Annotated in this window: 2 protein-coding genes (1 of these 2 only partly in view); both read left to right on the top strand. The window is 66.9% G+C overall.

The genetic code is table 11. The features are described from left to right. Positions 1 to 13145, top strand: the 3' portion of a protein-coding gene (locus tag BLS61_RS16630) for a non-ribosomal peptide synthetase (RefSeq protein ID WP_090432701.1). It extends 2839 nt beyond the left edge of the window; 13145 of the gene's 15984 nt are visible here — the last part of the coding sequence; the start codon falls outside the window, past its left edge; it ends in the stop codon at positions 13143 to 13145. Beyond that, positions 13135 to 14556 (top strand): aspartate aminotransferase family protein, encoded by a 1422-nt coding sequence (locus tag BLS61_RS16625; RefSeq protein ID WP_090432698.1) that lies wholly within the window; start codon positions 13135 to 13137, stop codon positions 14554 to 14556. Before BLS61_RS16630 ends, BLS61_RS16625 begins: the two co-directional genes overlap by 11 nt.

Here is a 14556-nt window from a genome sequence, read left to right as displayed (position 1 = left end):
AGGTCGAGCTGCGGGCGCGGCTGAAACAGCGACTGCCCGAGTTCATGGTGCCGAGCTACTTCGTCCCGCTCGAACGTCTGCCGCTGTCGCCCAATGGCAAACTGGAGCGTAAGGCGCTGCCGGAACCGCAGCGCATCCAGCGCGATTACCAGGCGCCGCGCCCCGGGCTGGAAAGCCAGCTCGCAAGCATCTGGCAGGAGCTGTTGGGTGTAGAGCGGGTAGGGCGCGACGACAACTTCTTCGAGCTGGGTGGCGATTCCATTCTCAGCCTGCAGATCATTGCCCGTGCCCGCCGTCAGGGCATCGAGCTGACGCCACGGCAACTGTTCGAGCGTCAGAGCATTGCCGAGCTGGCCCAGGTCGCAACCCGCAGCGCCGAGACGTCGGGCTGCGTCATCGACAGTCAGCGCGACATCCCGTTGACACCGATCCAGCACTGGTTCTTCACCCAGCCGATGAACAATCGTCAGCACTGGAACCAGTCGGTGCTGCTCAGTGCACGCGAGCCGCTGCAGACACAGCGGCTCCACGCTGCCCTGCAGGCCGTGCTGGAGCAGCACGACGCCCTGCGCCTGCGTTTCGAGCAGCAGGGCGACAGCTGGCGCCAGCGCTATGCGGCCGAGGCCGAAACGCTCGAACTGCGCGTCGAGCGCTGCAGCCTGGCCGAGCTGAGCGCGCTGTGCGACGAGGTGCAGGCCAGCCTCGATCTGAGCCATGGCCCGCTGCTACGCGCCGTGCTCGTGCAGTTGCACGAAGGCGGCGAACGCCTGTTGCTGGTGGTCCACCATCTGGTGATCGATGGCGTTTCCTGGCGCATCCTGCTCGATGACTTGCAGCGCGCCTACGCGCAGCTGGGCGTGGGCGCTGCTGCCGATCTGGGGCGCAAGAGCAGTGCCTGGCAGAGCTGGAGCGAGCGCCTGGCGGCCTATGCATCCAGCCCCGAAGTGGCCGCCGAACGCGCTTACTGGCAGGCACTGCCGACTGATCGCGGGTTGCCCTGCGACCACCCGCAAGGCCGCAATCTGACGGCCTGCGCCGAACGTCTGGAGGTGCAGCTCGACCCCAGCACCACCGAGGCGCTGCTGACACAGGCACCGGCGGCGTACCGCACGCAGATCAACGACCTGCTGCTCAGCGCACTGGCCCATGCCCTGCGTGACTGGAACGGGCAGGCGCAGACCCTGATTGCCCTCGAAGGCCATGGCCGCGATGCGCTGTTTGAGGAGCTGGATCTGAGCCAGACCCTGGGCTGGTTCACCAGCCTCTACCCGCTGTTGCTGCAGGCCGGTGATGACTGGGATGCGACCCTCAAAAGCACCAAGGAAAACCTGCGTCAGGTACCGCGCGGCGGCATCGGTTACGGCCTGCTGAAATACCTGCAGGGCGAGGACCTGCCGGCGCTGGATGACGCGTTGCTGTTCAACTACCTGGGCCGCCTGCAGACCAGCGGGCAGTTGTTCGCTCTGGCCGAGGAAGCGTCCGGCGCGCAACGCGACGCCAGCGCACCGCTGGCCTGTGCCCTTGCTCTGGACGGTCGCGTCACGGGCGACTGCCTGCAGTTCACCTGCACCTTCAGCCATGAGCGCTTCGACCGCGAGCGCATCGTCGAACTGCTCGAGGCGTACCGCTGCGCGCTCGTCGAGCTGGTGCAGCACTGCCGCACGCAGGCGGCCGTCACCCCCAGCGATTTCCCCTTCGTGCCGCTCAGCCAGGCCGACCTCGACAGCCTGCCGCTGCCGGCCCGGCAGATCGAGGATATCTATCCGCTGACGCCGATGCAGCAGGGCCTGTTGTTCCACAGCGAACTGCAGGCGGCCGATGGCGCCTACGTCAACCAGCTCAGCCTGGAGGTCGAGGGCTTGCCGGTGGCGCGTTTCAAGGCGGCCTGGGCGACTGCTCTGCAGCGCCATCCGCTGCTGCGCGCAGCCTTCCTGCGTCTGGGCGCGGATCAGCAGGCGGTGCAACTGGTGCAGCGCGAGACGCAGCTGACGATTCGCGAACTGGAGGGGAGCGACCTCGATCTTCAGGCACTGCTGCGTGAGGAGCGCGAGACGCCATTCGACCTGACGCGGCCACCGCTGATGCGCCTGGTGCTGGTACGCCTGGGCGAGGGACGTCATCAACTGATCTGGACCCTGCACCATATCCTGCTCGACGGCTGGAGCAGTGCCGCGCTGCTGGCGCAGGTACTGCAGGACACGCGCGGCGAGGGCGGCGCGCACGAGGTCGGGCATTACCCGGATTACCTGGCCTGGCTGCAACGCCAGGATCTCGCCGGCAGCGAGGCGTTCTGGCGTGAGCAGCTGCAGGGCTTCGATGAGCCGACGTTACTGACTGGCAGTCTGCGCAGCGAGTTGTCTGCAAGCGGCAGCGGCGTGCATATCCTGAACCTGCCGCGTGCTGAACTGGAAGCCTTTGCCAGGGCTCGACGCATCACCCTCAATACCCTGATCCAGGCGACCTGGACGCTGCTTCTGCAGCGTTATTGCGGGCGCCGTCAGGTGGCCTTTGGTGCCACCGTAGCGGGGCGGCCGGCGAGTGTGGCGGGCATCGAACACATGCTTGGCCTGTTCATCAATACCCTGCCGGTGGTGCAGGCGCCGCAGCCGCATGAGCCTGTCGGCGACTGGCTCGACGCGCTGCAGGTGCACAACCTGGCGCTGCGCGAGCACGAGCAGGTGCCGCTGTTCCGCCTGCAACAATTGGCCGGCCACGCCGGGCGCGAGCTGTTCGATACCCTGCTGGTGTTCGAGAACTACCCGGTAGATCAGGTGCTGCAGGGGCAGGGCGATGGCCTGCGCTTCACCAATCTGCAGGCGCACGAGCAGACCCATTACCCGCTGAGCCTGGCGGTAATGGCCGGCAACGAACTGCAGGTGCACTGGCATTATCAGCGCGCGCATTTCAACGACCGGCAGATCGCCGGCATGAGTCGCCAGTTCGAACGACTGCTGCAAGCCCTGTGCGCCGATGCGCAGCGCTGCATCGGTGAACTGCCCTTGCTGGATGAAAGCGAGGTGGCCGAGGTCGAGGACTGGAATGATGCTTCTCCAGCTCCCGATACCATCCAGCTCTTGCCACAGTGCATCGCCGAACAGGCGCGTCTGCGCCCAACGGCCATTGCCCTGGTGCATGGCCAGCAGTGCCTGAGCTTCGCCGAGCTGGAAGCCCGCGCCAATCGCCTGGCCCATCAGCTGACCGCCCGTGGCGTCGGCGCCGAGGTGCGCGTCGGTGTAGCGCTGGAACGTGGCATCGAGCTGTTCGTTGCCCTGCTGGCAGTGCTCAAGGCCGGCGGTGCCTACGTGCCGCTGGACCCGGACTATCCCGGCGAACGCTTGCGCTACATGCTCGAAGACGCCGGGGTGAAGCTGCTGCTGAGCCACCAGGCGGCCCTGCCGCGCCTGCCCGACGTGGCCGGTATCGAGGTGCTCGACCTCAATCAGTTGGAACTGAGCGGCGAATCGTCAGAAGCGCCTGAGGTGGATATTCACCCCGAGCAACTGGCCTACCTGATTTACACCTCCGGCTCCACCGGCAAGCCCAAGGGCGTAGCGGTGACCCATGGTGCGATTGCCCTGCATTGCCAGGCCATTGGCGAGCGTTACGAACTGACCGCTGAGGATCGCGAACTCCATTTCCTCTCGGTCAGCTTCGACGGCGCCCACGAGCGCTGGCTGACGCCACTGAGCCATGGCGCGCGGGTGGTGATCCGCGACCAGCAACTGTGGAGCGTGCAGCAGACCTACGATTGCCTGATCGCGGAAGGCATCAGCGTGGTGGCCTTGCCACCGAGCTACCTGCGCCAGCTGGCCGAATGGGCCGAGCAATGCGGCAAAGCGCCTGGGGTGAAAACCTACTGCTTCGCCGGAGAAGCCTTCAGCCGCGAGCTATTGCAGCAGGTGATCCGCAGCCTGCAGCCGCAATGGATCATCAACGGCTACGGCCCGACCGAAACCGTGGTCACCCCGACCATTTGGCGAGTGCCGGCGGCCACGGCCGACTTCACCACGGCCTATGCACCGATTGGTGATCGCGTCGGCTCGCGCCAGGGCTATGTGCTCGATGCCGACCTCAACCTGTTGCCGGTCGGCGTGGCCGGCGAGCTGTACCTGGGTGGCCTGCTGGCGCGGGGTTACCTGGATCGACCGGCTGCTACCGCCGAACGCTTCGTGCCCAATCCGTATCGCCCCGGTGAGCGTCTGTATCGTACCGGCGACCGCGTGCGCCTGGGCACCGATGGCCAGCTGGAATACCTCGGTCGGCTGGATCAGCAGATCAAGCTGCGCGGTTTCCGCATCGAGATCGGTGAAGTCGAGGCGGCGCTGAAAGCCTGTGCCGGTGTGGGTGAAACGCTGGTGGTGGTCAAGGACAGTGCTGCCGGCAAGCGCCTGGTGGGCTACGTCAGCGGCCAGGGGCTGAGCGAGAGTGAGCTGAAAATGCAGCTCAAACAGCGCCTGCCGGCGCATATGGTGCCGAGCCATATCCTGGCGCTGGAGCGCCTGCCGCTACTGCCCAACGGCAAGCTGGACCGGCAGAGTCTGCCGGAGCCGCAGGTGGAGGCGGGCGAGTACCAGGCGCCGCGCACCGAGCAGGAACGACTGCTGGCCGAGCTGTGGAGCGAGCTGCTGGAGCAGCCGCGTATCGGCCGTGACGATCACTTCTTCGAATTGGGCGGCCACTCGCTGCTGGCGACGCAACTGATCTCCCGCCTGCGCCATGCGCACGGGCTGGATTTGCCGCTACGCGCCGTGTTCGAGGCGCCGCTGCTCAGCGATCTGGCCAGGCAGCTGGAGCAGGCCAATCGTGCCGTCGACCTGCCTCTGCAGGCCAGAGGCGAGCGGGCGCAGGCGCCACAGTCTTTCGCTCAGCAGCGCCTATGGTTCCTCCAGCAACTGGAGCCGAGCAGCAGTGCCTACCACCTGCCGGGCGTGCTGCGTCTGCGTGGCGAGGTGGACCGACAGGCGCTGCAGCAGGCCTTCGAAGCCCTGGCCGAGCGTCACTGGATTCTGCGTACCACCTTCACTCAGGACGCCGAAGGCCAGCCGCTGCAATGCATACAGCCGCAGGCGTCGGTGAATCTGGAGATGCTCCAGGCCAGGGGCGAGCATGCCTTCCAGGCCCTGGCGCGGGCATTTATGGAAAAGCCTTTCGATCTGCAGCAGTCGCCGCCCTGGCGTGTCGCCCTGGTGACCCTGGAGCCGGGCGAGCGGCGCCTGCTGTTGTGTTTGCATCACCTGCTGTCCGATGGCTGGTCCGTGCAGATTCTGCTGGCCGAATTCGCCGCGCTGTACAACGCCGCCTGCACTGGCGCGGCGGCTGCACTGCCGGCGCTGACCGTACAGTACGCCGATTACGCGGCCTGGCAGCGTGAGTGGCTGGCGGGCGGTGAAGGCGCGCGGCAACTGGCCTACTGGCGCGAGCAGCTGGGCGACGAGCAGCCGCTGCTGGAGCTACCTTGCGACCATCCACGACCGGCGCGGCAGAGTTTTCGCGGTGGGCGGGTGCATTTCCGTCTCGGCGCAGCCCTGGGCGAGCGCCTGCGCGACTTGGCCCAGGCGCAGAACGCGACGCCCTTCATGGTGTTGCTGGGCGCCTACAAGGTGCTGCTGCATCGCCTGAGCGGGCAGCGCGATTTGCGCGTCGGCGTGCCCATTGCCGGGCGTACGCGCGCCGAGGTCGAAGGGCTGATCGGCCTGTTCGTCAACACCCAGGTGCTGCGCAGCGAGGTTGCTCCGCAGCAGAGCTTCACGGCGCTGGTCGAGCAGATCAGGCGCACCAGCCTGGAGGCTCAGGCGCATCAGGAACTGCCTTTCGAGCAACTGGTCGAGGCGTTGCAGCCCGAGCGCAGCCTCAGCCACAACCCGCTGTTCCAGGTGGCCTATGACCATCAGCAGGTGCGCCACGAGGCGTTGGGGCAGTTGCAGGATCTGCACGCCGAGGTGCTGACCCTGGCCGATGGCGGCAGCCAGTTCGACTTGGCGCTCAACACCCAGGAAGATCGGCACGGCCGGTTCAGTGGCAACTGGAACTACGCCCTGGATCTGTTCGAGGCAGCCACGGTGGAGCGCCTGCACCAGCGCTTTATCCGCCTGTTGGAGCAGTTGCTGGAACAGCCGCAACTGGCCATTGGCGAGCATCGCCTGGACGATGATCAGGATCGTCTGGCCCTGACGAGCTTCAATGCCACCCGTGTCGATTACGGCGCGGTCGAGCCGGTGCACCGTCAGTTCGAACGTCACGTGCAGGCGCAGCCGCAGGCCATCGCCCTGGTGTTCGGCGAGCAGCGTTTGAGCTACGCCGAGCTGGACCTGCGCGCCAACCAGCTGGCCCACCATCTGCAAAAGCTCGGCGTGACTCGCGACACCTTGGTGGGTGTAGCGGCGCTGCGTTCGGTGGAAATGGTGGTGGCGCTGTACGCCATCCTCAAGGCCGGCGGCGCCTACGTGCCGATGGACCCGGAATATCCGGCCGAGCGTCTGCGCTACATGCTCGACGATGCCGGCGTCAGCCTGCTGCTGAGCCACGACGCGGTGATCGACAGCCTGCCGCAGGTGAGCGGTGTACAGGTGCTTAACCTCGATCATCTGGACGTCAGCGGCGAGCCGCAGACCGCGCCCGAGGTAGCGATTCACCCCGAGCAACTGGCCTACCTGATCTACACCTCCGGCTCCACCGGCAAGCCCAAGGGCGCCGGCAACAGCCATGCGGCGTTGTACAACCGCCTGGCCTGGATGCAGGAGGCTTACCAGCTCACAGCTAATGATCGGGTGCTGCAGAAAACCCCGTTCAGTTTCGACGTGTCGGTCTGGGAATTCTTCTGGCCGCTGATCACGGGCGCGCGCCTGGTCATGGCGCAGCCGGGCGATCACCGCGACCCAGCCAAGCTGGTCGAGCTGATCGCGCGCGAGAGCATCAGCACCTTGCACTTCGTGCCCTCGATGCTGGCGGCCTTTGTCGGTCATGGCGAGCTGCACGGCTGCGAGAGCCTACGACGTATCGTCTGCAGCGGTGAAGCGCTGCCGGCGGAACTGGCCAGCAGCACGCGGCAACTGCTGCCGCAGGCCGAGCTGTACAACCTGTATGGCCCGACCGAAGCGGCCATCGACGTGACCCACTGGCGCTGCACGGGCCAGGAGCGGCGCAGCGTGCCGATTGGTCGGCCAATCGCCAACCTGCAGATCCATATCCTCGACGAGCGCCTCAATCCGCAACCGATTGGCGTGGCGGGGGAGCTGTATATCGGTGGCATCGGCCTGGCGCGCGGTTACCACCGTCGTCCGGGGCTGACCGCCGAACGCTTCATCGCCAGCCCCTTTGGCGATGGCCAGCGCCTGTATCGCAGTGGCGACCTGGCGCGTTGGACCGAAGAGGGCGTGCTGGAGTACCTGGGCCGTATCGACCATCAGGTGAAGTTGCGCGGCCTGCGCATCGAGCTGGGCGAGATCGAGGCCGCACTGCTGGAACATCCGGCGCTACGCGAAGCGGTGGTGCTGGTGCGCGACCAGCAACTGGTGGCCTATGTGGTCGGTGGCGATTACGACGAGGTCGAGCTGCGGGCGCGTCTGAAACAGCGCCTGCCCGAGTTCATGGTGCCGAGCTACTTCGTCCCGCTCGAACGTCTGCCGCTGTCGCCCAATGGCAAGCTGGAGCGCAAGGCGCTGCCGGAACCGCAGCGCGTTCAGCGCGATTACCAGGCGCCGCGCCCCGGGCTGGAAAGCCAGCTCGCAAGCATCTGGCAGGAGCTGCTGGGTGTAGAACGGGTAGGGCGTGAGGATGACTTCTTCGCCCTCGGCGGTCATTCGCTGCTGGCCACGCAACTGGTGTCGCAGATTCGTCGCCAACTGCAGCGTGAGCTGCCGCTACGCGCCGCCTTCGAAGCCAGCTCTCTCAGTGCCCAGGCCTTGCAGCTGGCGGCCGCCGACGCCGCGCCTGGCTTCGGTCTGCAGGCTCGCCAGCGTGCAGCCCGCAGCCCGCAGTCCTTCGCTCAGCAGCGCCTGTGGTTCCTCGCCCAGCTGGAGCCCGACAGCCTGGCCTACCACCTGCACTGTGCCGTGCGCCTGACGGGGGCATTGGATATCCAGGCGCTGCAACGCAGCTTCGATACCCTGGCCCAGCGTCATGAAAGCCTGCGCACCACCTTCACCAGCGGCGAGGCGGGTGAGCCCCTGCAATGTGTGCAGCAGCCGACTGCGGTTGGCATCGAGCGCCTGCAGGCGCAGGACGAGGCGCAACTGCGGCAGCAGATCGATGGCGTCAATCGGCGCCCCTTCGATCTGGAACAGAGCCCGCCCTGGCGTGTGGCGCTGATCGAACTGGGCTCGCAGCAGCATGTGCTGGTGCTCTGCCTGCATCACATCATCGCCGACGGTTGGTCGATCCAGGTGCTGCTCGACGAGTTCGCCGCGCTCTATCGCGGCCATGCCGAAGGACAGCCGGTTGAGCTGGCGGCACTGCCGATCCAGTACGCCGACTACGCCCTGTGGCAGCGTGATCATCTCGCTGGCAGTCGCCTGGCCGAACAGGTGCAGTGGTGGCGCGAGCAGCTCGGCAGCGAACAGCCGCTGCTGGAGCTGCCGGCAGACCGGCCGCGTCCGGCCGTGCGTCTGGGGCAGGGGGCGCGGCATGCCTTCAGCGTGCCGGCCAGCCTGGCCGAGCGACTGCGTGAGCAGGCGCAACTGCACGAAGTGACGCCGTTCATGCTGATCCTGGCGGTCTACCAGAGCCTGCTGTATCGCCTGACCGGCCAGCACGACCTGCGTATTGGCGTGCCGGTGGCCGGGCGTACCCAGGGCGAGAGCGAGGGGCTGATCGGCCTGTTCGTCAACACCCTGGTGATTCGCGGTGAAGTGGATGCGCAGCATTCGTTCGTCGACCTGCTGCGTCAGGTCAAGGCGCGGGTGGTCGGTGCCCAGGCCCATCAGGACGTGCCTTTCGAGCAACTGGTCGACGCCCTGCAGCCGGAGCGCAGCCTGAGCCACAACCCGCTGTTCCAGGTGGCGTACAACCATCAACGGCAGGACCAGAGCGCACTGCAGACGTTGCCCGGCCTGCAGTGCGAAAACCTCGACTGCCAGGGGCAGAGCGCCCACTTCGACCTGGTGCTGGGCACCCTCGAACAGGCCGATGGCCGCATCGAGGCCTACCTGGATTACGCCACCGATCTGTTCGAGGCCGCGACGGTTGAGCGTTTGGCGGGGCAGTTCCTGCGTCTGCTCGATGGGGCGTGCCGTATGCCACAGGCGTCGCTGGCCGATCTGCCATTGTTGAGTGAATCGGAGATGGCCGAAGTCGAGGCCTGGAACGACCCAACACCCGTTCCGCACAGCATCCAGCTCTTGCCGGAGCGTCTCGCCGAGCAGGCGCGTCTGCGCCCAACGGCCATTGCTCTGGTACACGGCCAGCAGCGCCTGAGCTTCGCCGAGCTGGAAGCCCGCGCCAATCGTCTGGCCCATCAGTTGATCGCCTGTGGCGTTGGCGCCGAGGTGCGCGTCGGCGTGGCGCTGGAGCGCGGTATCGACCTGTTTGTCGCACTGCTGGCAGTGCTCAAGGCCGGCGGTGCCTACGTGCCGCTGGACCCGGACTATCCCGGCGAACGCTTGCGCTACATGCTCGAAGACGCCGGGGTGAAGCTGCTACTGAGCCACCAGGCGGCCCTGCCGCGCCTGCCCGAAGTGGCCGGTATCGAGGTGCTCGACCTCGATCATCTGCCGCTGAGCAATGAGCCTATTGCCGCTCCTGAGGTCGAGCTTCACCCCGAGCAACTGGCCTACCTGATCTACACCTCCGGCTCCACCGGCAAGCCCAAGGGCGTGGCCGTGGCCCATGGCGCGATTGCCCTGCATTGCCAGGCCATTGGCGAGCGTTACGAACTGACCGCCGAGGATCGCGAGCTGCATTTTCTCTCGGTCAGTTTCGACGGCGCCCACGAGCGCTGGCTCACGCCACTGAGCCATGGCGCGCGGGTGGTGATCCGTGACCAGCAACTGTGGAGCGTGCAGCAGACCTACGATTGCCTGATCGCAGAAGGCATCAGCGTGGTGGCCTTGCCGCCCAGCTACCTGCGTCAGTTGGCCGAGTGGGCCGAGCAATGCGGTCGAGCGCCTGGGGTGAAGACCTACTGCTTCGCCGGCGAAGCCTTCAGCCGCGAGCTGTTGCAGCAGGTGATTCGCAGCCTGCAACCGCAATGGATCATCAACGGCTACGGGCCGACCGAAACCGTGGTCACCCCGACCCTGTGGCGAGTGCCGGCGGCCACGGCCGACTTCACCACGGCCTATGCACCGATTGGTGATCGCGTCGGCGCGCGCCAGGGTTATGTGCTGGATGCCGACCTCAACCTGTTGCCGGTCGGCGTGGCCGGCGAGTTGTACCTGGGTGGCCTGCTGGCGCGGGGTTACCTGGATCGACCGGCTGCCACCGCCGAGCGCTTCGTGCCCAACCCGTATCGCCCCGGCGAGCGCCTGTACCGCACCGGCGACCGCGTGCGCCTCGGTGCTGACGGCCAGCTGGAATACCTGGGCCGGCTGGATCAGCAGATCAAGCTGCGCGGTTTTCGCATCGAGATCGGCGAAGTCGAGGCGGCGCTGAAAGCCTGCGCCGGTGTGGGTGAAGCGCTGGTGGTGGTCAAGGACAGTGCCGCAGGCAAGCGCCTGGTGGGCTACGTCAGCGGCCAGGGCTTGAGCGAAAGCGAACTGAAAGCGCAGCTCAAGCAGCGCCTGCCGGGGCATATGGTGCCGAGTCATATCCTGGCGCTGGAGCGCCTGCCGCTGCTGCCCAACGGCAAGCTGGATAGGCACAGCCTGCCGGAGCCGCAGGTGGAGGCGGGCGAGTACCAGGCGCCGCGCACCGAGCAGGAGCGATTGTTGGCCGAGTTGTGGCGCGAATTGCTCGGTATTGGCCAGATCAGCCGCGATGCCCAGTTCTTCGCCCTGGGTGGCGATTCGATCCAGTCCCTGAGCCTGGTCACGCGGCTGCGCAAGGTCGGCTGGGAGCTGACGCCCAAGGCGGTGTTCCAGCATCCGCGTCTGGCCGATCTCGCTGCGGCGATGACGCCGCTCGGCACCCAAGCCGTGGCGGTGCCGTGCGCCAGTGGCAAGCTGCCGCTGACGCCTATTCAGGCGCATTTCTTCTCCTTGCCCATGGCCAACCGTGCGCACTGCAACCAGGCCTTGCTGCTGGATGTGCGCCGACCGCTGCACGCCGCCCATTTGCTGAGCGCGCTGCAGGGGCTGATCGAGCATCACGATGCGCTGCGTCTGGCCTTCCGTCAGGATGGAACGGGCAACTGGCAGGCCTTCTACCGGGACGAGGAGCAGGCCGAGCGGCTGTTCCGGCAGCGCCGCATCGACTCGGACGTAGCCCTGCAGGCGCAATGCGAGGCAGCACAGCGCAGCCTGGATCTGCAGCACGGCCCGCTGCTGCGAGTGCTGCTCGCGGACATGGCGGATGGCAGCCAACGCCTGCTGCTCGCCGCTCATCACCTGATCATCGATGGCGTCTCCTGGCGCGTGCTGCTGGATGATCTGGCCCGCGCCTACCAGCAGGCTGTGGCCGGCCAACCGGTCGATCTCGGTGACAGGCCGGGCAGCTACCAGACCTGGGCCGAGCACCTGTGGCGCCACGCACAAGGCGCGCCACTGGCCAAGGAGATGGGCTACTGGCAGGCGCAGCGCGCCAGCCAGCGTGTGCCCGTGGATGACCCGGCCGGCGAAGCCAGCCATGCCCAGGTGCAGACCTGCACCTGGCAGCTGAGCGAAGTGCAGACCCGGCGTCTGCTGCGCGAGACCCTGAAACAGCAGGATGCGCGCATGGACGAAGTGCTGCTCGCCGCGTTGGCCGAAGGCTTGCGTCGCTGGAGTGGGCTGGACGACAGCCTGATCGCCCTGGAAGGCCATGGGCGTGAATGGCTCGACGAACAGGCTGAGCAGGATATCGGCCGGACGTTGGGCTGGTTCACCAGCCTCTACCCGCTGCGCCTGCAGGCGCAGGAGACCTTGCCGCAGACCCTGGCCAACGTGCGTCAGCGCCTGCGCAGCGTACCGAACAAGGGCCTGGGTTATGGCCTGCTGCGCTACCTGGGTAACGCCGAACAGCGGCGCCGCCTGGCCGAGTTGGGTGAGCCGGATATCGCCTTCAACTACCTGGGGCAGTTCGATGCGCAGCTTGGCGATGGTCACTTCATGCCCGCCAGTGGGTCGCCGGGCACTCTGGTCGACCCGGCCACGGCGCTGACCCGCGAGCTGGAGATCAACGGCCAGGTATTCGCCGGTCGTCTGAGCCTCAGCTGTCGATTCAGTGCGCAGCGCCATCGCGTGCAGCGTATCGAGGCGTTGCTGGCGGCGGTGGGTGATGCACTGCAAGCCCTGATCGACGGCACGCCGGAGGCGTCTGTTCCAAGCCAGCAAGTTACGACGACTGCCGCGCCCAGCCCCTTGCTGCGCCTGAACCAGGCGGATGCCGGACGGCCCACGCTGTTCTGCGTTCATCCGGTGAGCGGCACGCTGGTCGGCTACTACCCCTTGGCCCGCGCCCTGGCGCCGCACTGGCAGGTGTTCGGCCTGCAGAACCGGCAATTGCTGCAGCCGGCCTGGCGTGATCAGAGCCTGGAACAGATGGCCCGCGATTACGTCAGGGTGATGCTGGAAACCCAGCCGCAGGGACCGTATCACCTGCTCGGCTGGTCGATGGGCGGCGCCTTGGTGCTGGCCATGGCCCGTCTGCTGGAACGTCTGGGCAAGACGCTGGCCTTCGTCGGGCTGGTCGACGGTTACGTCCCCGGTGCCGGCCTGGCCCGCGCCCCACGCGCTGACGTGGCAGAGGCCTCGGCCACAGGCGACGACTGGCAACAGTTGCTTGCCTTGGAGCGGCACATGCACGCGCTGGCCGCGCAGCATCGGCATATCCAGCCGCTGCGCAGCCCGGTGCAGGCCTGGTGGGCCGCGCATTCGCCGGAGAACAACCGCAATGGTGAGGCGCTGCTACAGAGCGCCCTGGGCCGCGAGCTGCAGCTGTCGAGCTGGGTCCAGGCCGACCACCTGGGCATCGTCCGCGATCCGTCCTTCATCGAACACCTGCGCCGGCAACTGGCCGCGCTCGATCAATCGTCACGGCCGCTGGGCCTGGAGAGTCACGATTATGCAAATTGAACCGCATTACGATCCGCTGCCCATGCCTGTGGCGCTCGATCTCGGCCCGGAAGCGACGTTGCGTGGCGCCGACTACCGCTTCGCCAGCACGGCCAGGCTGCAGCACCAGAGCGAGGTGGAGTCCAATGCGCGCAGTTATCCGAGGCGCATCCCGCTGGAGCTGCGCCGCGCCGAGGGCATCCATGTGCAGGACAGCGAAGGGCGCTGGTTCATCGATTGCCTGGCCGGTGCCGGCACCCTGGCCCTGGGGCATAACCATCCCGTCGTTCTGCAGGCCATTCGCGGTCTGCTCGATGGCAAGCGACCGCTGCACACCCTGGACCTGATGACCGAAGCCAAGGACGAGTTCATCAACGAACTGTTCGCCTGCCTGCCGGGTGAGTTCGCCCGCGACGCGCGCATCCAGTTCTGCGGGCCGGCCGGCACCGATGCGGTGGAGGCGGCATTGAAGCTGGTGCGCACGGCCACCGGGCGCAACCAGATGCTGGCCTTCCACGGCGCCTATCACGGCATGACCCAGGGTGCCCTGAGTCTGATGGGCAGCCTGGGGCCCAAGCAGTATCTGGACGGCATGATCAGTGGCGTGCAGATGCTGCCGTACCCCTATGGCTACCGCTGCCCGTTCGGCCTGGGCGGTGCCGAGGGCGAACGGGTCGGTCTGCATTACATCGAGAACCAGCTAGGCGACCCGGAAAGCGGCGTGCTGCCGGCGGCCGGCATGATTCTCGAAACGGTACAGGGCGAGGGCGGGGTGATCGCTCCGTCCGCCGACTGGTTGCGCGGCATTCGGCGCATCACCCGCGAGGCTGGTGTACCGCTGATTCTTGATGAGGTGCAGTGCGGCATAGGGCGCACCGGCAAGCTGTTCGCCTTCGAGCATGCCGGCATCACGCCGGACGTGCTGGTGCTGTCCAAGGCCATCGGCGGCAGCCTGCCACTGGCGGTGGTGGTCTACCACAAGGATCTCGACCACTGGCAGCCGGGGGCGCATGCCGGCACCTTCCGTGGCAACCAGATGGCCATGGCGGCAGGCGCGGCCACCTTGCGGCTGATCCGCGAAGAGCGTCTGGATCAGCACGCCGCCGCCATGGGCGAACGCCTCTGCGCTCACCTGCAGGCCTTGCAGGCACGTTACCCGCAGATCGGTGAAGTGCGCGGCAGGGGGCTGATGCTCGGGGTGGAGATGGTCGATCCACAGGGCAGGACGGACGCCATGGGCCACGCACCGCACAACCGCGCACTGGCCTCTGCCGTGCAGCAGCAGTGCCTGCGCCGTGGCCTGATCCTGGAGGTGGGTGGGCGTCACTCCAGCGTTCTGCGTCTGCTGCCGCCGCTGATCATCGCGGCGGCGCAGGTGGATCAGGTAGCGGAAATCTTCGCCAGCGCGCTCGACGCTGCGGTCAACCATTAA

Source organism: Ectopseudomonas guguanensis, assembly GCF_900104265.1.
GTDB classification, from domain to species: domain Bacteria; phylum Pseudomonadota; class Gammaproteobacteria; order Pseudomonadales; family Pseudomonadaceae; genus Aquipseudomonas; species Aquipseudomonas guguanensis.
Note: the sequence above shows the minus strand (reverse complement) of the source record. Positions and strands in the feature narration are given on the sequence as shown.

Bases quoted from the DNA above. Each gene is read 5' to 3' on its own strand.
- BLS61_RS16625 (WP_090432698.1), top strand. From the start codon at position 13,135: ATGCAAATTGAACCGCATTACGATCCGCTGCCCATGCCTGTGGCGCTC.